This window comes from Luteococcus struthionis, assembly GCF_048595755.1.
Taxonomy (GTDB): domain Bacteria; phylum Actinomycetota; class Actinomycetes; order Propionibacteriales; family Propionibacteriaceae; genus Luteococcus.
Map to the genome: position 1 here is coordinate 2,693,398 of NZ_CP184360.1, position 19,961 is coordinate 2,713,358.

At 66.7% G+C, this 19,961-nt stretch carries 23 protein-coding genes and 4 tRNA genes; 5 read left to right on the plus strand and 22 right to left on the minus strand.

Annotated elements, in window-relative coordinates:
- Positions 1-103 precede the first annotated feature (103 nt).
- From ACOAMO_RS12505 to ACOAMO_RS12580, 16 genes are all read right to left on the minus strand, one after another.
- Positions 104-568 (minus strand): bifunctional nuclease family protein, encoded by a 465-nt coding sequence (locus ACOAMO_RS12505; protein ID WP_420175093.1) that lies wholly within the window; start codon positions 566-568, stop codon positions 104-106.
- Positions 569-604: 36 nt separating this feature from the next.
- Complete coding sequence (locus ACOAMO_RS12510) at positions 605-1,327, minus strand: MerR family transcriptional regulator (protein ID WP_420175094.1); 723 nt, start codon at positions 1,325-1,327, stop codon at positions 605-607.
- Positions 1,327-1,827, minus strand: coding sequence for an FHA domain-containing protein (locus ACOAMO_RS12515; protein WP_420175095.1), 501 nt, complete (start codon positions 1,825-1,827; stop codon positions 1,327-1,329). Before ACOAMO_RS12515 ends, ACOAMO_RS12510 begins: the two co-directional genes overlap by 1 nt.
- Before the next feature lie 182 nt (positions 1,828-2,009).
- Positions 2,010-2,396, minus strand: coding sequence for a glycine cleavage system protein GcvH (gene gcvH, locus ACOAMO_RS12520; protein ID WP_420175096.1), 387 nt, complete (start codon positions 2,394-2,396; stop codon positions 2,010-2,012).
- 91 nt (positions 2,397-2,487) lie between these two features.
- Complete coding sequence (locus tag ACOAMO_RS12525) at positions 2,488-3,417, minus strand: DUF881 domain-containing protein (protein WP_420175097.1); 930 nt, start codon at positions 3,415-3,417, stop codon at positions 2,488-2,490.
- Entirely contained in the window at positions 3,410-3,742 is a 333-nt protein-coding gene (locus ACOAMO_RS12530) for a small basic family protein (protein WP_420175098.1), read from the minus strand. The genes ACOAMO_RS12525 and ACOAMO_RS12530 overlap by 8 nt, the downstream gene beginning before the upstream one ends.
- 63 nt (positions 3,743-3,805) lie before the next feature.
- Entirely contained in the window at positions 3,806-4,594 is a 789-nt protein-coding gene (locus ACOAMO_RS12535) for a DUF881 domain-containing protein (protein WP_420175099.1), read from the minus strand.
- Positions 4,591-5,193 (minus strand): CDP-alcohol phosphatidyltransferase family protein, encoded by a 603-nt coding sequence (locus ACOAMO_RS12540; protein ID WP_420175100.1) that lies wholly within the window; start codon positions 5,191-5,193, stop codon positions 4,591-4,593. The genes ACOAMO_RS12535 and ACOAMO_RS12540 overlap by 4 nt, the downstream gene beginning before the upstream one ends.
- A 9-nt stretch (positions 5,194-5,202) precedes the next feature.
- Positions 5,203-6,342 (minus strand): glycosyltransferase family 4 protein, encoded by a 1,140-nt coding sequence (locus ACOAMO_RS12545; RefSeq protein ID WP_420175101.1) that lies wholly within the window; start codon positions 6,340-6,342, stop codon positions 5,203-5,205.
- Positions 6,339-7,190 (minus strand): hypothetical protein, encoded by an 852-nt coding sequence (locus ACOAMO_RS12550; RefSeq protein WP_420175102.1) that lies wholly within the window; start codon positions 7,188-7,190, stop codon positions 6,339-6,341. The genes ACOAMO_RS12545 and ACOAMO_RS12550 overlap by 4 nt, the downstream gene beginning before the upstream one ends.
- Entirely contained in the window at positions 7,187-7,870 is a 684-nt protein-coding gene (gene pgsA / locus ACOAMO_RS12555; protein WP_420175103.1) for a phosphatidylinositol phosphate synthase, read from the minus strand. Before pgsA ends, ACOAMO_RS12550 begins: the two co-directional genes overlap by 4 nt.
- 9 nt (positions 7,871-7,879) lie before the next feature.
- Positions 7,880-8,467 carry an HIT family protein gene (locus ACOAMO_RS12560; RefSeq protein WP_420175104.1) on the minus strand — a complete coding sequence of 196 codons (588 nt, stop codon included), beginning with the start codon at positions 8,465-8,467 and terminating at the stop codon, positions 7,880-7,882.
- Positions 8,468-8,470: 3 nt separating this feature from the next.
- A complete protein-coding gene (gene thrS, locus ACOAMO_RS12565) occupies positions 8,471-10,495 on the minus strand; it encodes a threonine--tRNA ligase (RefSeq protein WP_420175105.1) in 2,025 nt (674 codons plus the stop codon).
- A 187-nt stretch (positions 10,496-10,682) separates the two neighbouring features.
- Positions 10,683-10,757, minus strand: a tRNA-Val gene (locus tag ACOAMO_RS12570).
- Between the two features lies 1 nt (position 10,758).
- Positions 10,759-10,829, minus strand: a tRNA-Cys gene (locus ACOAMO_RS12575).
- A gap of 45 nt (positions 10,830-10,874) precedes the next feature.
- Positions 10,875-10,947, minus strand: a tRNA-Gly gene (locus ACOAMO_RS12580).
- 422 nt (positions 10,948-11,369) lie between these two features.
- On the opposite strand from ACOAMO_RS12580, the gene ACOAMO_RS12585 reads away from it, so the two are divergent.
- The 3 genes from ACOAMO_RS12585 to ACOAMO_RS12595 all read left to right on the plus strand — a co-directional run bounded on the left by ACOAMO_RS12585 (position 11,370) and on the right by ACOAMO_RS12595 (position 12,942).
- Positions 11,370-11,441 (plus strand) — tRNA-Val (locus tag ACOAMO_RS12585).
- 105 nt (positions 11,442-11,546) lie between these two features.
- Positions 11,547-11,729, plus strand: a complete 183-nt coding sequence (locus ACOAMO_RS12590; RefSeq protein WP_420175106.1) for a hypothetical protein — start codon at positions 11,547-11,549, stop codon at positions 11,727-11,729.
- A gap of 394 nt (positions 11,730-12,123) precedes the next feature.
- Positions 12,124-12,942 carry a sirohydrochlorin chelatase gene (locus ACOAMO_RS12595; RefSeq protein WP_420175107.1) on the plus strand — a complete coding sequence of 273 codons (819 nt, stop codon included), beginning with the start codon at positions 12,124-12,126 and terminating at the stop codon, positions 12,940-12,942.
- A gap of 73 nt (positions 12,943-13,015) precedes the next feature.
- On the opposite strand, the gene ACOAMO_RS12600 is transcribed toward ACOAMO_RS12595, so the two are convergent.
- Positions 13,016-13,870, minus strand: coding sequence for a PPK2 family polyphosphate kinase (locus ACOAMO_RS12600; RefSeq protein WP_420177036.1), 855 nt, complete (start codon positions 13,868-13,870; stop codon positions 13,016-13,018).
- Between the two features lie 134 nt (positions 13,871-14,004).
- Positions 14,005-15,051, minus strand: coding sequence for a DNA polymerase domain-containing protein (locus ACOAMO_RS12605; RefSeq protein ID WP_420175108.1), 1,047 nt, complete (start codon positions 15,049-15,051; stop codon positions 14,005-14,007).
- A 73-nt stretch (positions 15,052-15,124) separates the two neighbouring features.
- Here ACOAMO_RS12605 and msrB point away from each other — a divergent pair, with 73 nt between their 5' ends.
- Positions 15,125-15,574, plus strand: coding sequence for a peptide-methionine (R)-S-oxide reductase MsrB (msrB, locus tag ACOAMO_RS12610; RefSeq protein WP_420175109.1), 450 nt, complete (start codon positions 15,125-15,127; stop codon positions 15,572-15,574).
- Here msrB and ACOAMO_RS12615 read toward each other — a convergent pair whose 3' ends face one another.
- From ACOAMO_RS12615 to hemE, 4 genes are read right to left on the minus strand one after another with little or no spacing between them, the layout of a single operon-like run.
- Positions 15,575-16,624 (minus strand): ABC transporter substrate-binding protein, encoded by a 1,050-nt coding sequence (locus ACOAMO_RS12615; RefSeq protein ID WP_420175110.1) that lies wholly within the window; start codon positions 16,622-16,624, stop codon positions 15,575-15,577.
- A 41-nt stretch (positions 16,625-16,665) separates the two neighbouring features.
- Positions 16,666-17,454: an ABC transporter permease gene (locus tag ACOAMO_RS12620; RefSeq protein ID WP_420175111.1), complete on the minus strand. Its 789-nt coding sequence runs from the start codon at positions 17,452-17,454 to the stop codon at positions 16,666-16,668.
- Positions 17,442-18,158, minus strand: a complete 717-nt coding sequence (gene hemQ, locus ACOAMO_RS12625; RefSeq protein WP_420175112.1) for a hydrogen peroxide-dependent heme synthase — start codon at positions 18,156-18,158, stop codon at positions 17,442-17,444. Before hemQ ends, ACOAMO_RS12620 begins: the two co-directional genes overlap by 13 nt.
- Before the next feature lie 33 nt (positions 18,159-18,191).
- Positions 18,192-19,244, minus strand: coding sequence for a uroporphyrinogen decarboxylase (hemE, locus tag ACOAMO_RS12630; protein WP_420175113.1), 1,053 nt, complete (start codon positions 19,242-19,244; stop codon positions 18,192-18,194).
- 104 nt (positions 19,245-19,348) lie between these two features.
- On the opposite strand from hemE, the gene ACOAMO_RS12635 reads away from it, so the two are divergent.
- The gene (locus ACOAMO_RS12635) at positions 19,349-19,951 is read left to right on the plus strand and encodes a DUF3000 domain-containing protein (RefSeq protein WP_420175114.1); all 603 of its coding nucleotides are present in this window, start codon (positions 19,349-19,351) and stop codon (positions 19,949-19,951) included.
- Positions 19,952-19,961 lie beyond the last annotated feature (10 nt).

A 19,961-nucleotide genomic window follows, 5' to 3' on the forward strand; every position in this document is an offset into this window, starting at 1 on the left:
GCGGCGCCGGGAGTCTCAGGGAACACTTGAAACTTGCCGTGACTAGGCCCTATGTCAGTTGGTGGGGGTGAAGGCGAAGTTGAGTGTTGACCCTGACAACCAGTTATGGAGTCTCGAAGTCGTCGGGATTGACCTGGTCGAGGAACTCCTTGAAGCGTTCCACCTCGTCCTTGGCCGGCTCCTCCGACTCGATGCCCACTTCCTCGAGCAGATCCTCGGGGGCAGTGATCGTGATGCCACTGCGCACGGCCAGCGCGACCACGTCGGAGGGCCTGGCCGAGATCACCTGACCGTCGATCTCCAGTTCCGCGTGGAAGACCCCCTCGTGCATCGAGACGATCCGTGCCTTGATGTCGTCGTGGCCCAGGCGCGACAAGACCTCGATGAACAGGTCGTGGGTCAATGGACGCGGGGGCACCAGTCCTTCCAGGGCGTGGGCGATCTGGCTGGCCTCACCCGCCCCGATCCAGATCGGGAGCATCCTGCTGCCACCGCGTTCCTGCAACAGAAGGATGGGCGCATTGGAAGGCATGTCCACCCGGACACCGATCACGTCGAGTTCCCGCATGGCACCAACAGTAACGTGCCTGCCCAGCCCTCCCGATCAGCGCTGGATCAGCGAGTGCATCATCGCGGCATGGGCGTGGATCACCAGCTGGGTCACCTCGCGGGCAGCCTCGGCCGCCTCGGACTTCTGCCGTCGCAGGAAGGGTTGCACGGCCTGCTCCACCAGGCCGGCCTCTCGCTCGGCCGACTGCTTGATCGCGCGCAGGTGACGAGAATCCATCCCGTAGAGCTGCAGTTTGCGGGCCACCACGCAGATGGTGAGCGCCTCTCGGCCGTAGAAGCTGGACTGGCGACGGGTGCTCACCAGCTGTTGCCGCTCCAGGTCGATCAGGACCGCCTCGCTGATGCCGGAAGCCGCCAGCAATTCGCGTCGAGTCATGCGCAACGGCTTGCGTCCCGCTGCGCGCACCGGGCGTGCGACCTCCCCTGCTCCCTGCACGGGGCGGACGGGCTCATCGGCCTGTTTGGGTACGGCCACCGGCGCGGGGGTCTCCAGATTGGGCGGCTGCTCCCCCCGGTCCATCAGGTCCAGGTGTTCCCGGATCACCTTCAGCGGCAGGTAGTGGTCGCGCTGCACGCGCAGGATGTAGCGCAACCGGTCGATGTCAGCCTGCCGGTAACGACGGTAACCCGAGGGGGCCCGCTCGGGTGAGAGCAGGCCCTCGCTCTCCAGGAAGCGAATCTTGGAGATGGACACGTCGGGGAACTCCGTCTTGACGATCGAGAGCACCTGACCGATGGAGCGGTGAGGCTGTGGCATCAGCGCAGACCAGGCTCGCTCACGAAGAAGATCATTCGGAACTTGCCAATCTGCACCTCATCCCCCTGACGCAGCATCGCCTGTCCGTCCACCAGGGTTCGGTTCACGTAGGTGCCGTTGAGGCTGTTCTGGTCTGCGACGTGCCAATTGCCATCGACCAGCGTGAACTTCACATGGTGGCGCGAGACGGTGATGTCGTCCAGGAAGATGTCGGAATCGGGGTGCCGGCCCACCGTCACCTCGTCGTTGTCCAGCAGGTACCGGGCACCGGCGCCGGGCCCACGCTCGACGATCAGGAGCGCATGCTCCTGGGGCAGGGCGTTGACCGCCGCCATGTCGTCCGCGCCAAGCTCCAGGGTGCCGGTGCTCTCGGTGACCACCGGAATCATGCGGGTGCTGTCACCCGCCGGGGTTCCCTGCGGGGCAATGCGCCCGCCGCAGTTGGAACAGAAGTTTGCGTCTGCGGCCAACTCCGTGCCGCATTGGGGGCATTCGACCATTGCTCAGCTCTCCATCTGTCCGGCCCGGTGGCGATCACCACGGCACCAGACTGTTGTCGCACACGGGGGATGCGGCACAGGTTAGCCCCTCGAGGCGGCCTGTGATGATCCACTTGGTCCCGGGTAGGGCGCCAAGTGGATCTCCGTCCCATTCTGTCAGTTCGAGTACAGGACCCGAAGCATCACTCGCCGACGAGTTCCGCGTAGGCGTCACTGTCCATCAGCGAATCGACGTCGGCATCTGCGGCAAGCTCCACCTCGTACAGCCAGCCGTCGCCATAGGCATCGGCATTGACCGTCTCGGGGGCATCTCCAAGGGTCTCGTTCACTGCGGTGACGACGCCGGAGACCGGCGAGAAGACGTCGGAGACGCTCTTGGTGCTCTCCAGCTCACCGCAGGAGTCACCGGCCGCGACCTCTTCGCCAACGGTGGGCAGCGAGACGTAGACGATGTCACCCAGCTGCTCGGCGGCATAGTCGGTGATCCCGATCCGGACGGTGGTTCCGTTGCCGGCGCGCACCCATTCGTGCTCCTCGCTGTACTTCAGGTCCTCAGGAAATCGGGCCATCGCAAATGCTCCTTCACAAGGTCTCCCGGGCCATTTCCGGGGCTGGCAACCCTAGCGTAACGTGCCCGGTCGGCCGGTGATGCTCCCCCCGTCATGCCGGTTTTGCGAACTCTGGCGCACGAGTGGTGTGCAGCGCCCGGATCTCCACCTGCTCGAGCCTGCTGATCAGGACGCGTCCACCGACCTCCTGCGCCTGCACCTGGCTCACCAGACCACCACGAAAACGAGCCCCCTCGTCGAGGGCGTGTTCATCACCGATCACGTCCAGCACATAGGGCGCCTGCAGGGCGACCCCGTCCACCACCAGGTCATCGCCCTTGCGGGCGAACCAGCTGCTCGCCACCACCCGCACCTGGTCGTTGACCTCGATCGCCTCGGCGCCGGCATCGCGCATCTCCTCGACCGCGTCGAGCAGTGTCTCGGGCGTGACCTTGCCCTGGGGATCCGCAATGGTGATCCGCACCCCCGGCCCGGTGGCCGGCAGGGTTCCGGCCAGGATCCCCAACTGGTCCAGGCGCTTCTGGTTCTCCTGCTCCGCCACACGTCGTGCATCGGCGCCGGTGGCCAGCTGTTCCCGGGTGCGCTCCAACCGGTTGCGCTCCTGGGTGAGCCGCGACTCCTCGGCGTTGAGCTGGTCCAGCAGCTGCACCAGGTCGGTGCGTCGCATGGAGGCATAGGCATTGTCCATGTCCTTGCTGCGCACCTGGGTGACCAGCAGGATTCCCACCAGGCACAGCACGACCGCCACCATGGCCTGCCCCCAGCTGGGCCGGAAGAAGTCGGACAGCACACGGTCCCACGCCGGGTACTCCTGCCTCAGCCTTTGCGCTCGGCTCTCGCGAGCGCGGCTGGGGCCTTCACCCCCTGCGGCCTCCTGTTCCTGGCGCTGCCGAGCCCGACGCTGGGCGGCGCGGCTGGCCATGGGATTGGGCCGGTGCAACCGCCCGGTCTCACGCCGACGGCGCGCCCCGCGAGGATGGGTGGGCTCTGTCCCGGGCTGGTTCCTCGGCGTCTCAGGCATGGATCAACGCCCGTCGGATGGCGGCGGAATTGGTGAAGATGCGAATGCCGAGCACCACCACCACGGCCGTCGACAACTGGGAACCCACACCCAGCAGGTCACCCAACCAGACGATCAGTGCCGCGATCAGGACATTGGAGATGAAGCTCACCACGAAGACCTTGTCGGTGAAGGTGCCTTCCAGATAGGCGCGCAGGGCCCCGAAGAGGGCGTCAAGGGCTGCCACGATGGCGATGGGCAGGTAGGGCTGCAGGGCGGCAGGCAGCGTGGGCTCCAACCAGAAGCCAAGGACCAATCCGGCCAGCAGGCCCAGGATTGCGATCATCGTGATGCTCCAGTCGTCGAGGGGGTCGGTGGGAAAGGCGAGTGCCGGGGATCCATCAGCGTCTCACCGCAGGGGGCGGGCGACCGTGGTGCCCAGGCCGGGGTCGGCACTCAGGGTGAGGTCGTCGGCGATGGTCACCTCATAGGCCAGGCGGTAGTTGTCCTTGAGGAAGCTCCACCAGTGTCCGCCCGCAGAGTCGGACAGTTTTGATCCGAGCGTCTTCGGGTCACCAATCGCCTCGACCCGGTAGGGATGGTTGAGGGACCGGTAGTCGACGGTGATGGCCGAGCCTGCCGAACGGATCGGTGTTCGGGAGGTGATCCGGTGTCCGTTGACTGCCACCGCCTCCGCCCCGGCGGTCCACAGGCCGTTGACCAGCCGTCGCAGGTCCTGGTCCGTGACCCGGGCGGCGCTCTGTCCCGCCAGGCTGGGTGCATCGTCCACCACCACCACGATGCCGGGGCCGCTCACCGCCTGCATACCCGCCGCTGCAGCGAGGGCCCGCTGCTCTTCCTGGGGCTCGGGCAGCACGTCCTGCTGCAGCCCCGAGACTTCCTGGCCCAGCTGGGAGACCTCGGTACGCAGGTCGTCCTGCTGCCGCTGCGCCGCCTGGACACGCCCGATCAGATCCGCTCGTTCCGCCTGCGCCTCTGGCGCCTGGCGATTGGTCTGCAGCGCGGCCATGACCAGCAAGGTCACCGCCAGGGCGATGCCGATGGCGCGCAGCACTGGTCGGGGGGTGGGCGCGGGCGAGTCGCGCAGGGCACGTGCGTAGTCGGGGTCGACGGCATTGCGCTGGATCGTGGTCAGCAGATCCATGCTGGCGTCGGGGCGACGCGGGCTGGCCTTCATCGTCGCGGCGCCGCCGGGGACTGCATCAGGTGCCAGGTCTGGCGCACGTAGAGCAGGCCGGCCCACCAGTAGAGCGCCGTGCCCCAGATCGCGAAGGACCAGCCGGTGATCCGGGCAAGCAGTGCCACGCCGGACTCGCCGGCGCCCAACAGGACCAAGGGAAAGGCATAGAGCAGGCAGAAGGTTGCTGCCTTGCCGATCACGTGCACGGGCAGGCTGGTGTAACCCCGGGTGCGCAAGAACGGCACCAAGGCCACCAGCACCAGGTCTCTGGCCACCAGCACGATCACGAGCCACCACGGGATGATGTCGCGAATGGCCAGACACACCAGGGTGGATCCGATGTAGAGCCGGTCCGCCACCGGATCGAGCATCTGGCCCACGCGTGAGGTCTGCTTCCAGGCCCGCGCGAGGTACCCGTCGAGCCAGTCACTGAAACCGGCGGCCATCAGCAGCAGGACGGCCCACCCGTCCGAGCGCGGACCCAGGATGAGCCAGACGAACAAGGGCACGCCCAGCAACCGCAGGAAGCTCAGCGCATTGGGCAGCGTGAGCACCCGATCGGTGTCGTAGAGAGGCTCAGGGCCGGAATTGCTCACACCCTAAGCCTAGGTCCTCACCGAAGTCGGCGTCCGCTTCGAGGAACGGGCGCGTCGATAGACCTCTTCGATGCGGGGGCCCACCTTGTTCCAGTCGAAGGACGCGGCACGTCGGCGACCGCGTTCCAGGTGGAGGTCGCGCGGCTGCGCCAGGCTGGTGAGCAGCGCGGTTGCGAGGTCTCGGGAATCCCCCGGGGCGAACAGGTGCCCCACGGGCCCCTGCGCATCGCTGAGCACCTCACGAAAGGGAGGCAGGTTGGCGGCAACCACCGGCGTGCCGGAGGCCAGGGCCTCCAGCAGCACGATGCCGAAGCTCTCGCGCCCGCGGTGCGGTGCTACATAGGCATCGCCAGTGGCCAGCACGCGGTTGCGGGCCTGGTTGCCCAGCGGCCCCAGGAAGGTCACACCGGGTGCCTTGCGGGGATTGCCCTCCCCCACCACCACCAGTTCGAGATCGGGGTGCACCTTTCGCAGTTCGGGCAGGGCATCGAGCAGCAGATCGAAGCCCTTGCGCGGTTCGTCGTAGCGTCCGACGAAGACCACCCGCGGATGGTCCCCCTCACGCCAAGGCCCCCTGGTGGGTGGGGCGAGGTGGGACGCCACGCCGATGCCATTGCCGATCACGGTGCTGCTGGGGCCACCGTGGGATTCCACCACCTCGGCGGCCAACTGGGACACGGCGATTGCTCCCGCCAGGCGACGGCCGGCCGAGGGGACCAGTCGGTAGGCCAGGCGCATGCTGCGCGAACCGGGGGTGGCCGTGTGGAAGGTGGCCACCAGCGCAGAGCGTGACTGCAGCAGCCCCACCAGCGACACCGACGGGGTCATCGGTTCGTGCACGTGGATCAGGTCGAAGTCGCCGCGACGCAGCCAATTCCTGGTGCGGGCCGCCGCCACGGGATCCAGGTTCACCCGGGCGACCGAGCCGTTGTAGCGCACCGGCACCGCCGGCCCGCTGGAGACGACCGCCGAGGGGGGAAGTCTCGCCTCTTGCAGCACCTGACTCGCAACACGCCCCGGGCCGAAGACCTCCACGTCGTGTCCCCGTTCCAACAACCATCCCGCGAGCCCCAGTACGTGGTTCTGCACCCCGCCGGCCCGGGAGAAGGAGTAGGGGCACACCAACCCCACCCGCAAGACCTCGCTCATGAAGCCTCGTGCTCGGGAAAGAATCGTTGCAGCATGTGCCAGTCGACCGGATTCGAGGAGACCTGTGACGCGAAGAAGGCCGCCAACTGCTGGTTGAGCGAGGTGACCGGATCGGCATGCGCGGCGGGTCTGAGTGCTGGGGAGACCACGAGGCGCATCTTGCGCCCCTCGTAGTGGCAGGCGATGCCCAGCAAGGTCGCCCCCGTCTGCAGGGCGATGGTCGCGGCTCCTGCCGGCAGGCGCACCGGCAAGGGTCCCGTGGGCGTCGGCCATTCCACGGGCGTGCCACCCGAGCCCAGCTTGCGGTCGCTGAGCAGACAGACCAGATGGCCGGCGCGCAGGTCTTCGGCCAGGGTGGGCACCAGGTGACCGGCGCGGTGCCCATGCACCTTCATGCCGATCCGCTGACGAGCAGCGACGAAGTAGTCGAACTCGGGAATCTGTTCTGCCACGGTGGACACCGGCATGCCCATGCCACAGGCCCAGGCCCCGGCCAGGTCCCAGGAGCCCATGTGCGGCAGGGCCACCACCGCACCCCCGTCGCGGTGTGCTCCCAGCAGTCTGGCGCGGTCCTCGTCGCTGATGATGATCGTGTCCGCCACGCGTTCGGCACTCCAGTGCGCCAGTTGTGCCGACTCCCCCAGGTTGCGCGCCCAGCTACGGATCGCCCCCGCGGTCTGGCGGCGCGACGGTGCCTGGCCGGTGGCCACCATGGCATTGACCTGCCACTGCCGCACCGGCCGGGGCGGGCGAAAGGAGAGCGCCTCTGCGGCCAGGGCGCCGGCCCCCGCGAGCAACCAGGCGGGAGTCCGTTCGGCCAAGCGCAGGGCCCGCCCGGTGGCGGTCACCGACGCCGCAGGCGCTGTTCGGCGGCGTGCTCGGCGGCGACGGTGGCCTGTGGATCCACGACGGTGATGCCGTCGGCCTCGGCCTGCCTGGCCTGCTTCTTCACCTGCCCCATGCGCTGCAGGACGGTCCAGCTACTGGCGCACAACAGGTAGCCCAGTGCCAGCGGCAGTGCCCAGGTCAGCCCCAGTCCGGTGAGCAGCATCCCCACCAGCAGGGCCAGCAGCCGGTCGCCTCGCGCGGCCAGACCGCCCCACACCTTGAAGCCCAGGGCCAGCCCGCGTGCCTTCGCGTAGCTGGTCACCTGCCCCATCACCAGGGCACCGATGGCCACGCCGGACAGCAGTACCGAATCGCCGGCTCCTGCGTACCACAGCGCAACCGCGCCGAAGATGGCGCCGTCGGCAATGCGGTCCAGTGTCGAGTCCAGGAAGGCCCCATAGGAGGAGCCGCGGCCCGACATCCTGGCCATCTGCCCGTCCACGCCGTCGGTGAGCACGCAGACGGTGATCGCCAGTGCGCCCTGCCACAGGTATCCGTTGGGGACCAGCCACATGGACAGCACCACCACCAACAGGGTTCCCAACCAGGTGACCTGGTCCGGGCTCAGGCGCAGGGCCAGTGCCAGCCTGGCTGCCGGGGTCATCAGGGCGGCGTACAGCTTTCGGAAGCGTTCAACCATGGGTGAGGATCAACCCCTGTTCGTAGGCCATGCCTCGGCCAGTGCCTGACGGGCGTCCGCGAGCAGTTGCGGAACGGCGCGGGTGCGGCCGATCACCGGCATGAAGTTCGAGTCTCCTTGCCAGCGCGGGACCACGTGTTGGTGCAGGTGGGCGGCGATGCCCGCTCCGGCCACCTCGCCCTGGTTCATCCCGATGTTGAAACCTGCCGGGCCCGAGACCTTCATCAACACCTGCATCGCGGTGCGTGTCAGGCTGGCCATCTCGGCCACCTCGGCCTCATCCGCGTCGGTGTACCAAGAGATGTGTCGGTAGGGGCAGACCAGCAGGTGGCCGGGCGAGTAGGGGAAGAGGTTCATCACGACGAAACAGGACTCTCCCCGGTGCACGATGAGCCCGTCCTCGTCGCCCACGCGGGGCTTCACGCAGAAGGGGCACTGCTGCTGGCTGGAGTCAGCAGGCTTGGCGTCCCCCTTGATGTAGGCCATGCGGTGGGGCGTCCACAGGCGTTGGAAGGCGTCCGGAATGCCCGCCATGGATTCTGCGAATTCCAGCCTGGCCTGGCCCGCCTCCTCCGGGTCGTCTCGATGCTCGACCATCGCTCAGGCCCCCGCCTGCTCGAGGGCCCCGAGCCCTTCCGCACTGGGCGAGTCATTGCGACGCGACGCCAGCCAGTCGACGATCAGGTCGAGCGCCTCGGCCACCGGCACTCCATTGCGCTGCGAACCGTCTCGGTATCGGAAACTGACGGCACCGGCCTCGCGGTCCTCGCCACCGGCAATCAGGATGAAGGGCACCTTCAGCTTGGTGGCATTGCGGATCTTCTTGGGGAAACGGTCGTCAGAGGTGTCCATCTCAACCCGCACGCCCCGCTTCTCCAGCTGCGAGAGGACATCCGCCAGGTAGTCGTTGAACTCTCCTGCGACGGGGATTCCGATCACCTGGATCGGGCTCAGCCAAGCCGGGAAGGCCCCGGCGTAGTGCTCAACCAGAACGCCGAAGAAGCGCTCGATCGACCCGAACTTGGCCGAGTGGATCATCACCGGCTGCTGGTGGCTGCCGTCGCTGGCGGTGTACTGCAGCCCGAATCGTTCCGGCTGGTTGAAGTCGTACTGAATGGTCGACATCTGCCAGGTGCGGCCGATGGCATCCTTCGCCTGGATGGAGATCTTGGGGCCGTAGAAGGCGGCGCCGCCCGGGTCAGGCACGCATTCCAGGCCTGACTCCTCGGCGCACTGCCGCAGCACTTCGGTGGCCGTGGCCCACTGCTCGTCGGAGCCGATGAACTTGTCCTTCTTCTTGCCGTCCTCGTCCCGGGTCGACAGCTCCAGGTAGAAGTCGTCCATGCCGAAGTCGCGCAGCAGCTGCAGGACGAACTGCAGCAGGTGCTTGATCTCGGCCGGCGCCTGCTCGGGGGTCACATAACTGTGCGAGTCGTCCTGGGTGATCGAACGAACCCGGGTCAACCCCTGGAGGACACCCGACTTCTCATTGCGGTAGACGGTGCCGAACTCGAACAGGCGCAGCGGCAACTCACGGTAGGAACGGCCGCGGGCGCGGAAGATCTCGTTGTGCATCGGGCAGTTCATGGCCTTGAGCCGGTAGGCGGTGCCGTCGTCGTCCATCGCCGGGAACATGCCCTCGGCGTAGTACGGCAGGTGTCCCGAGGTGAAGAACAGGTCTTCCTTGCTGATGTGGGGCGTCTTCACGTAGATGAAGCCGTTGTCGATGTGCGCCTGACGGACGTAGTCCTCCATCTCGCGGATGATCACGCCACCCTTGGGGTGGAAGACCGGCAGGCCGGCACCGAGGGTCTCGGGGAAGCTGAACAGGTCCAGCTCGGCGCCCAGCTTGCGATGGTCGCGCTTGGCCGCCTCCTCGAGACGGTGTTGGTAGGCCTTCAGATCCTCCTTGGTCGCCCAGGCGGTGCCGTAGAGCCGCTGCAGGTGGGCCTTGGACTGGTCCCCACGCCAGTAGGCGGCCGAGCTCTTGGTCAGTGCGAAGGCGTTGATGTAGCCGGTGTGGGGCACGTGGGGTCCACGGCACAGGTCGTACCAGGCCACCGAACCGTCACGTCGCACGTTGTCGTAGATGGTCAGCTCGGATCCGCCGACCTCCACCGAGGAACCATCCTCGTCATTGCTGCCGCCCTTGTCCTGGATCAGTTCGAGCTTGAATGGTTCGTGCGCCTCCGCTTCCAGCGCCTCTTCCTCAGTGACGACGCGGCGCACGAAGCGCTGGCGCTCCTTGACGATGCGCTGCATCTGCTTCTCGATGGCCTTGAGGTCTTCGGGAGTCAACGGATCGCACTGGAAGTCGTAGTAGAAACCGTCGGTGATGGGCGGGCCAATCCCCAGCTTGGCGTCGACGAACAGGTTCTGCACTGCCTGGGCGGCCACATGGGCCGCGGAGTGGCGCACGATCGACAGTCCCTCGTCGCTGGTCATCAAGACGGGCTCGACGGCATCGCCGTCATGGAGTTCCCGGTGCAGGTCGAGGGTCTCGCCGTTGACGCGCATGGCGACGATGGAACGATCCTGGCCGAACAGGTCCAGCCCGGTCGTGGTCTCCTCGATCACCTGCTCGACTCGCTGATCTGCTTGTGCGACGGTGATGGTCAGTGACACGGGCTTTCCTTTCGGGTGATGCGCGCCCAGACAAGGGACGAGCACATGGTCGGGCCTGGGGCTCGACGCGGCTTGGACTCCCCCATTCTGCCTGATGCCCGCGATCCGGGGCACATGCCTCGCCCGGCACGACAACGCAGGGGAACGACGAAGAAGGCCCCGAACAGTGTTCGGGGCCTTCTCCTTGTGGTGGGCGATACTGGGTTTGAACCAGTGACCTCTTCCGTGTCAGGGAAGCGCGCTACCACTGCGCCAACCGCCCGAGGTGGAGACGGGATTTGAACCCGTGTACACGGATTTGCAGTCCGTTGCCTCGCCTCTCGGCCACTCCACCGTGAAGATAGTCCTCACCGGTCTGGATGGGGCGAGAGCCTCTCCGAGCGGACGACGGGATTCGAACCCGCGACCCTCACCTTGGCAAGGTGATGCTCTACCAGCTGAGCCACGTCCGCATGTGCCTGAGATCCACCCTTGCGAGCTTCCCTCGTGCTGTGCACCAGAGGAGCTTATCGGATTCTTTCGAACCTTCCAAATCCTCACCCGGCTTGTCTTCTGGAGGAAGACGCCCCGCGTTCGGTGCGTTGAGAACACTAGCGGAACGGTTTCGGCGAACGCAAATCGAGACTCACACGAGCGTGATTCACCCGGGGTTCACCCTTGCGTCACCCGCCTCGCAAGGTCGGCTCGATGGGCGACATGGCACTGAATTCCCCTCCCCCTCGCGAGCGGGCGCCCCGAAGCAGCAGGCTTGGGCCGCTCCGTGCAGTAAGAGGTGACCGCAGCGTTAACTCGCCGTTGAACGCAGCCGCCCACACCGTCCACATCCCTCGATTTGCGCGATGGGAAAATGGTCCGCTAGTGTTTCTCTTCGCAAGGGCGATTGGCGCAGTGGTAGCGCGCTTCGTTCACACCGAAGAGGTCACTGGTTCGAACCCAGTATCGCCCACCCTTGTAAAGAGCCCTCGGCTTCGTCTCCGACGAGTCGGGGGTTCTGTTTTTTCGTTGACAGGCGCTGGGTGCCACACGGTGAGAATCAGCGATACTCCGATCCATGAACAACGACAAGCACGAGATCGCCTTGGCCAATGAGCGCATCATCGAGGTGGACGGAAGCGTGACCCTGCTGCCAAGTGGCGCACTGAAAGTGGAGCCACGCCGGGCAGACGCGTACTACCTTTCCCCCGCAGGCTGGTGGTCCTGGTCGCCCGCGGACAGCCCGCGTCCCAGCCGCTGACGACATGCTGAATTGGAACCTGCCCGCACACTGACAGCAAGAATTGCTGCGGGATCTGTTGAGTGGGCCTTCAAGCCCGCCCTCGCGTTGCCCTCAACCCCCTCGGGCCGGAAAATTTCTTGCGGTGAGGATATTTTCCCGCGCGGCGGCCGCACGGCCACAAATCCTCCTTGGAATACACTCCAAGTCACGTCACGCGCTGAACAATTCGAAGCATGTCGGCAGATCCTGCGGTCGCATTCTTAAGCACACATGGGAATTTCCGACCACATCCTGAGACGCAATCTCATATTTCGGGATTTCGCTTGTGGGTGTCGACCTCGGAAGGTCACTGTTACACCACGGCAAGGGAGCCGCGTCCACAGTCCATCACCCGAGAAATCGAAGGTTCACCATGACCGCTCCGGCCTTGATCCTCCTCGCACGCGGCGCCACCCGACCCGAGCACACGCGGACGCTCCACCAGATGCGCAAGAGCATGCAGCAGGCACGCCCTGAGCTCAACGTGGCCCTGGCCTTCCTCGACAAGTGCCCTCCCTCCGGCCCGACCGTGGTCTCGACCCTGGCCGCGCGCGGAGTGAAGGAGATGGTCTTCGTGCCACTCGACATCACGCACGCCGTGGAGACCATCGATGACGCCAATCAGATGGTGGAACGAGTTCGCGCAAGTCACCCTGGCATCGCGGTCACCATGTCGCGTCCCCTGGGGCCGGCCACCGATCTGCTCAATGTCCTCGACACCCGCCTGCGCGAGGCACTGCGCCAAACCCACGCCATCGAGCTGGATGCGCTGGTCATGTCCGCTCCCAGCAGCGGCGACACCCGTGGCAATGCCCTCCTGGCCCGCCGAGCCCGCCAGTGGTCCTCGCACCACAAGCTGCCCTGTGTGGTGGCCGTGAACGACGGCACCGGCGCATCGGTCACCCAGGCGATCTCCACGCTGCGTTCCCAGGGGCGACGTCACATCGCGGTGGGCAGCTTCTTCATCTGTGGCGACGAGGCCTACCTCGCCCAGCGTGAGTCCGCACTCAAGGCAGGCGTCGAGGCAGTGTCCGAGCCGATGGCCGACCACGAGTTCATCCTCGATCTGATCATGGCCCGTTATGTCTTCGCTGCCATGGAACTGCTCGACACCCCGGTGGCCGAGACGGAATCCCAGGCCGATGCCGAGACGGCCACCACCCCCGTCACGGTCCTGCACCAGGCCGTCTGAGGCCGCCTTCAGTACACACGGCACGAGGGCTGCACCCCAACGGGTGCAGCCCTCGTCGCCTGTGCGAGCAAGGTCAGCTCTTGTTGACCCGTTCGATCTCCTTGGCCACGTCGAAATCCGCCGCCGGCCAGCTGAGGTCCATCTCCTCCAAGGTCTCCAGCAGGAGCTGGGCGACGGCCCAGTTGCGGTACCACTTGCGGTCCGCCGGGACCACGTACCACGGTGCCTCATCGGTATTGCACTGCTCGAGCAGCACCTCATAGGCCTCTCGGTAGTCGCCCCACTTCTTGCGCGCATCGACGTCACCGGGGTTGTACTTCCAGTACTTCTCCGGATTCTGCAGACGCTCGAGCAGGCGCCCCTTCTGCTCCTCGTGCCCCACGTGCAGGAAGCACTTGATGATCTTGACGCCACTGCCCGCCAGATCGGCCTCGAACTTGTTGATCTGGTCGTAGCGCTTCTCCCATTCCTCCTGGGGCACCAGGTCCTCGACACGCACGACCAGCACGTCCTCGTACTGGGAACGGTCGAAGATCCCGATCATGCCGGGGCCGGGCAGCGCCTTCTTGATCCGCCACAGGAAGTGGTGCTTCCTCTCCTCCTCCGTCGGCTGCTTGAAGGCCTTCAGGTCGATGCCCTGTGGATCCACCATGCCAATCGCATGACGAATGACACCGCCCTTGCCAGAGGTGTCCATGCCCTGGAGGATCACCAGCACTCGCGGGAAGTCAGGGTTCTCGCGCCCATTGGCGTACAGGCGCTCCTGCAGCTCGCTGAGCTTCTCCCCGATCATCTCGGAGCGGGCGGGAGCATCATCCTTGCCCTTGCCCGGGTAACCGGGGGCAGCGCCCGAATCGAAGGAGGTCAGATCCACCGGCCCCTGCGGCAGCCGCAGCAGGTCGCGCAGCGAGGAGTTCTTGCCGACGATGGGCTCGGCTTCCTTGCCGGACTTCTCGGCCTTGTCGGACTTCTTCTTCTTTGCCATGCCGGTCATTGTGGCCCACACCGACGCGTTGCGGAAGGGAATCGATCCCTGCCACGCCAATCCTCAGCTGAGGGCGATCAGCGCCCCGCGCGTGCTCGGCTGGGCTGGACCCGGGGCGGCTCACCGGGCATCTTCGGGTAGTCGGGCGGGTAGGGCATCTCCCCCTCCCCCGCCTCGGCATCACGCTCATACCACTGCAGTGCAGTCCCCAGGTCGCCAGGCTCGCTGGTGTACATCGGTGCCCAGACATCCCCCATCTCGTCCCACCGATCTTGCATCGTGACGACGGTGAAGTCCGCCGGATCCACTTGTGCCACCTCGTCCCAGTGCAGCGGAGCAGACACCTGCGCACCGCTCACCGGTCGAATGGAGTAGGCGCTGGCCATCAAACGGTCACGGGCCATCTGGTTGTAGTCGACGAAGATGCGTTGCCCACGCTCCTCCTTCCACCAGTTCACCGTCACCTGGTTGGGCATGCGACGTGACAGTTCCCGGCCGATGGCGATGGCGGCATGACGAGCGTCGATGAAGTCGACCGGCCTCACCGGACTGTAGACGTGCAGCCCACGACCACCACTGGTCTTGCACCACGACTCGAGTCCGGCCTCGGCCAGCACCCTGCGAAGCTCCAGTGCCGCCTGGGCCGCCTCGGCAATGCCCGTCCCGGGTTGGGGGTCCAGATCGATGCGCAACTGGTCCACCAGGTCCACCTCTGGTGCGGTCACCGGCCAGGCATGGAAACGCAGCGTCCCGAGGTTCACCATCGCCACCAGGTCGGCCACCCGCGTCGGCGTCACCTGGACCGCCGTCCTTCCGGACGGATAGGTCACCTCAGCGGTCTCCACACCGTCGGGCAACCCCTTGGGCGCCCGCTTCTGGTAGAAGGGGTCACCGCGTCGTTCCGGACGTACTGCGGCACTCAGCCCCTCCGTCACCCCCGACGGCCACCGTTCCAGTGTGGTGGGACGATGCTGCAGCGCGGCCAGCAGCCCCGGTCCCACCGTCATCACGTATTCGGCCACGTCGAGCTTGGTCAGCCCGAGCTGGGGGAAGTAGATCTTGTCCGGACTGGACAGACGCACGGGGGTTGCCTCGACGTCCAGGATGATCGCGCTGCTCGGCATGGCTCGAAGCCTACTGGGCGGCTTGGCGGCCCCGGGTAGCCTTTCACCTGCGTCGACCCAGAGAGGATCCACCATGGAGCAGCACCAGAACAGCGAAGCGGACGGACTCAACCCCGTGGGCAAGGTGGTGAAGTCCGAGGCCGAATGGCGGGCGCAACTGGACGATCTGGAGTACCAGGTGCTGCGGCAGGCAGGGACGGAGCGTCCCTTCACCGGCGAGTACACCGACACCACCACCGCCGGGATCTACCGCTGCCGCGCCTGCAACACCGAGCTCTTCCGCAGCAACCAGAAGTTCAGCTCCAACTGTGGCTGGCCGAGCTTCTTCGCGCCACTGGCCGAGGACCGCGTCATCTACCTGCACGACGAGAGCATTCCTGGCCGTCCCCGCACCGAGGTCCGTTGCGCGGCGTGCGACTCTCACCTGGGTCACGTCTTCGCCGGCGAGGGCTACGACACCCCCACTGACCTGCGCTACTGCATCAACTCGGTCTGCCTGACGCTGGAGGAAGGCGACGGCTGATCAGCCCAGCACCTTGACCTCGACCGCCTTGAGTGGATCGACCTGGGCGGTAAGCAGCCCGGCCTGGCGCATGAAGGACTCCATGGCGATGAACTTCTCGCTGCTCAGCCGCAGCGAGGGTTCCTCCTCCTCGCCCTTCCACAGCGGGATGGTGGCCTTGAGGGTCGCCATGGCACCCTGACGCGCCTTCGCCCCTCCCAGCCCGGGGATGTGGTCCACCGAGACCTCCAGGGCAGCAGCCGGGTCCGCGACGACGGCCCCGACACCGGCCACCACGCCCTGGCAGACCGCACGCACCAACTGCGGCCGCTGCTCCAGGGTGGTCCGCGTGGTGACGACACTGCTGCTCACCAAGGGGATGTCACTGCCGATCGGAATCTGGCGCACGGCCATCGCGGACTGACGAAACTGCACCACGTCGTTGTTGCTGAACCCGACGATGACGTCGACCTTGCGGGTGGCCAGGGCCGCCTGTTGCGTGTACCCGATCGAGGTCACCGTCACCTGCGAACGATCCAGTCCAGCGTTGGCCAGTGCCACTTGGAGGCCGAACCAGGTTTCGCCGTACTCCCCCGGCACGCCGATGCGCTTTCCCTTGAGATCGGACAGCGCCTTGATCGGCGAATCCTGCGGCACGATCAACACCACGGGATAGGACTGGTAGTAACCCGCCACCGTCACCAGGTCGAGTCCTTCGGCCTGAGCCTGCAGCACCTCGTCGCCGCCCGCGATCGCGAAATCCTCCTGGCCCGCGCCCAAGGCGGTGAACAAGCCCTCATTCGCCCCGTGGTGGCGCAGTGTCGCCTGCACGCCGCGTTCGGAGAACTCCCCCCGCTCGGCCGCCCAGTAGAAGGGCGCGAACTGGATGTTGGGAATGTAGGTGAGGCCGATGGTCGCCTTGCCCACCGAGGACGGGGCACCCGCAGTGCTGGAGGGCGCCGCTGCGGACTGCTCGGCCTTGCGCACCGCCGTGCCATTGCACCCACTCAGGGCAACCGCGAGGCCGCTGGCCCCCAGAGCGAACAGGCGACGTCGAGTCAGTTGATCCACTCTGGAGATCCTATCCCCTGCTCGGCCCTCACACGGCCGCGTCAGGAGGCGGCCAGCGCCCGGGCCCGGCCCTCGACGGCACGAATCAACATGTAGATCGTCGAGGCCACGGCACAGAGCACGAAGATGGTGGCGAACATGCCCACCGTGTCCACCTGGTCGCGCTGCACGCTGAGCACCTGCCCCAGCCCGTCGCCGCCCATCACCATCTCGCCCACCACCGCACCGGTGATGCTCAGGGTGAAGCCATTGCGCAAGCCTGCCAGGGCACTGGGCAACGCCAGGGGAAGTTCGATCCAGTACAGCTGCGCCGCCCTGGTCGCCCCGTCCATCCGGCTGGCGTCCAGCACCTCGGCGTCGACATGCCTGAGCCCCACCAGGGTGGTCACCAGGATCGGGAAGAAGACCATCAGGGCGCACAGCACCATCACCGCCGGCATGCCGTAGCCCACCCACAGGACCAGCAACGGCGCCAGCGCGATGGCGGGAATCGCCTGGGTGGCTCCCAGGAAGGGATTCACCGCAGCGGAGAACCACCCCGAGACATGGATCGCCACCGCCAGGGGCAGCCCACACAGCGCCCCGATCAGGCAGCCGCCCATTGCCTCGAGCAGGGTGGTTCCCAGCCGCTGCCACAGGGCGGCCGAGGCCAGGTCCTGTGACAGGCGCTGGACGACCGCCCCGGGTGAGGGCAGGACGAACTCGGGCCAGGCGGTACCCATGACCAGCAGTTGCCAACCCAACACCAGGGCCAGGGCCAGCCCCAGCGGGGCGACCACGGCCCGGGTGGTGTGGCTGCTGCGGCGGCGGGGACGGCTCAGCAGCAGCATCCGTCCTCGGAGCGGGGCGTGCCCCAGCTGGCCACGATCTCGGCCAGCTCGCGGCGGCGTCCGGTGAAGAAGGGCTGCTCCTCACGCATGTGGCGTCGAGCCTCGGACCCGCGCAGGTCGCGCATCAGGTCGACGATGCGGTGCAGCTCGTCGGCCTCGAAGGCCAGGATCCACTCGTAGTCACCCAAGGCGAAGGAGGCGACCGTGTTGGCGCGCACGTCCGGGTAGGGGGCAGCCATCCGGCCGTGGTCGCGCAGCATGGTCTTGCGGTCCTCGTCGGGCAGCAGGTACCAGTCGCTGTCACGCACGAAGGGGTAGACGCACACGTGCTTCTTGGCCTGTTCCCCCATCAGGAAGGAGGGGATGTGGGCACGGTTGAACTCGGCCGCGCGGTGCATGGCCATCTGCGACCACACCGGCACCAGGGTCTCGCCCAGTTCGGTGGCCCGCAGGGCCAGGTAGGCGTCCTGCAGCGTCTCCGAGCTGGGGGCATGCCACCAGACCATGACGTCGGCGTCGGCGCGGAAGCCCGCCACGTCATACCAGCCGCGGATCACCAGGTCCTTTCCTTCGGTGGCCTGCTCGACGGCCTCCAGGGCCTGCTGGACCGCCTCGGGCCTGACGGCACTGGTCCGGGCGAAGACCGAGACCATCATGTAGTTGGTCTCGGAGTTGATCGCCTCATGGTCGACGCGCTTGCTCATGTTTCCTTCTTCCTTCGCAGTGTGGGTTGGGAGTCAGCAGCCCGCTTCGGCGCGCAGTGCCGGCCCCTCGGTGTGGATGAGTTCGACGATCCGGGTGAGCACCGTGGGATCGGTGGTGGGAGGCACGCCGTGCCCGAGGTTGAAGATGTGACCGGGGGCCTTGGCACCCGCACGGATCACCTCACGCACGCGCTCGGCCAGGACATCCCAGGGCGCCAGCAGCAGCGCCGGGTCCAGGTTGCCCTGGACCGCCTTGTTGGCTCCGATGCGGGCCGAGGCCACGTCGAGTGGCGTGCGCCAGTCGACACCCACCACGTCACTGCCGGCCTCAGCCATCGCGCCAAGCAGCTCGGCGGTGCCCACCCCGAAGTGGATCGTGGGCACGTCCCCCTCGAGCGCCCCGAAGACCTGGGTGCTGTGCGGCAGCACCTGGGCGCGGTAGTCACGCTCGCTGAGCGCTCCCGCCCAGGAGTCGAAGAGCTGCACGGCGCGGGCTCCCGCATCGATCTGGGCCTGCAGGAAGACCGTGGAGATCTGCACCAAGCGCTGGCACAGCTCATTCCACAGTTCCGGATCGCCGGCCATCATCGACTTGGTGCGGGAATGGTCCTTGGAGGGGCCGCCTTCCACCAGGTAGCTCGCCAGCGTGAAGGGCGCCCCGGCAAAGCCGATCAGCGGCGTCTCCCCCAGCTCGTCGACGATGGTCTTGATCGCCGCGGTCACGAAGTCGACGTCGTCGGGAGTCATCTCCACCAGCTGGGCCAGGTCTTCCCTGCGGCGGATCGGGTTTGCCACCACCGGACCGGTGCCGGGAACGATGTCCAGGTCCATCCCGATCGCCTTGAGGGGCAGCACGATGTCGGAGAAGAAGATGGCAGCATCCACCTTGTGCCGGCGCACCGGTTGCAGCGTGATCTCGTGGATCATCTCCGGATCGGAGCAGGCATCGAGCATCCGCGTCCCCACGCGGAGCTCTCGGTACTCCGGCAGCGAGCGGCCGGCCTGGCGCATGAACCAGACGGGCAGCTCGGTGCCCTGCTGACGTCGCGCCGCGGCGACGAGGGCTGGGATGGTGGAATCAGTCACGCTCCGGATTCAACCACAGTCGCCAAACAGTCACACATCGAGTGAACCGACGGGCACGGCGAGTCTCAACAACCCGGGCCGCCCCAGTGCATAGGGTCGGACCCGTGAGTGTGCAACTGCCCCCCGACGCCGATGCCAACGGCTTCGCCGATCTGGTGAGGGAACTGGAGCAGTTCCGTTGGCGCAGCGAGGTCGAGGTGGAACGAATCCCCTCGCCACAGCGCATTGCTCCGTTCTCGGTCGCCGTCTCGGCCGATGTGGTCAGCCACGACGAGGAGCTGGGCAATGGTCGGCTCGTGTTGTTGCACGACCCGGCAGGCAATGACGCCTGGGAGGGCACCCATCGATGCGTCACCTTTGCCCGCGCCGAGGTGGACCTGGAGATGGTGAGTGACCCGCTGCTGGCCGAGGTGGGATGGTCCTGGCTCACCGATGCGCTGGAACGTCAGGGCGCGCAGTACTGTGCAGCCTCGGGAACGGTGACGGCCGTCTCCAGCCGCAGCTTTGGCGGGATGCAGGACGAGCCCGACCGCGCCGAGGTCGAGATCCGGGCCTCCTGGACCCCACTCGTGGACGACGGCCACGGCATCACCCAGCACCTGGCAGCGTGGCAGCACCTGTTGTGCACCACCGCCGGCCTGCCCGACCTGCCACCCGGGATCGTCCCTCTGGCCCCGCGGGCCGCCGGGGCGCGACGATTCGACTGATCTCAATGGC

Bases quoted from the DNA above. Each gene is read 5' to 3' on its own strand.
- ACOAMO_RS12505 (WP_420175093.1), bottom strand. From the start codon at position 568: ATGCGGGAACTCGACGTGATCGGTGTCCGGGTGGACATGCCTTCCAAT.
- ACOAMO_RS12510 (WP_420175094.1), bottom strand. From the start codon at position 1,327: ATGCCACAGCCTCACCGCTCCATCGGTCAGGTGCTCTCGATCGTCAAG.
- ACOAMO_RS12515 (WP_420175095.1), bottom strand. From the start codon at position 1,827: ATGGTCGAATGCCCCCAATGCGGCACGGAGTTGGCCGCAGACGCAAAC.
- gcvH (WP_420175096.1), bottom strand. From the start codon at position 2,396: ATGGCCCGATTTCCTGAGGACCTGAAGTACAGCGAGGAGCACGAATGG.
- ACOAMO_RS12525 (WP_420175097.1), bottom strand. From the start codon at position 3,417: ATGCCTGAGACGCCGAGGAACCAGCCCGGGACAGAGCCCACCCATCCT.
- ACOAMO_RS12530 (WP_420175098.1), bottom strand. From the start codon at position 3,742: ATGATCGCAATCCTGGGCCTGCTGGCCGGATTGGTCCTTGGCTTCTGG.
- ACOAMO_RS12535 (WP_420175099.1), bottom strand. From the start codon at position 4,594: ATGAAGGCCAGCCCGCGTCGCCCCGACGCCAGCATGGATCTGCTGACC.
- ACOAMO_RS12545 (WP_420175101.1), bottom strand. From the start codon at position 6,342: ATGAGCGAGGTCTTGCGGGTGGGGTTGGTGTGCCCCTACTCCTTCTCC.
- pgsA (WP_420175103.1), bottom strand. From the start codon at position 7,870: ATGGTTGAACGCTTCCGAAAGCTGTACGCCGCCCTGATGACCCCGGCA.
- ACOAMO_RS12560 (WP_420175104.1), bottom strand. From the start codon at position 8,467: ATGGTCGAGCATCGAGACGACCCGGAGGAGGCGGGCCAGGCCAGGCTG.
- ACOAMO_RS12590 (WP_420175106.1), top strand. From the start codon at position 11,547: ATGAACAACGACAAGCACGAGATCGCCTTGGCCAATGAGCGCATCATC.
- ACOAMO_RS12595 (WP_420175107.1), top strand. From the start codon at position 12,124: ATGACCGCTCCGGCCTTGATCCTCCTCGCACGCGGCGCCACCCGACCC.
- ACOAMO_RS12605 (WP_420175108.1), bottom strand. From the start codon at position 15,051: ATGCCGAGCAGCGCGATCATCCTGGACGTCGAGGCAACCCCCGTGCGT.
- msrB (WP_420175109.1), top strand. From the start codon at position 15,125: ATGGAGCAGCACCAGAACAGCGAAGCGGACGGACTCAACCCCGTGGGC.
- ACOAMO_RS12620 (WP_420175111.1), bottom strand. From the start codon at position 17,454: ATGCTGCTGCTGAGCCGTCCCCGCCGCCGCAGCAGCCACACCACCCGG.
- hemQ (WP_420175112.1), bottom strand. From the start codon at position 18,158: ATGAGCAAGCGCGTCGACCATGAGGCGATCAACTCCGAGACCAACTAC.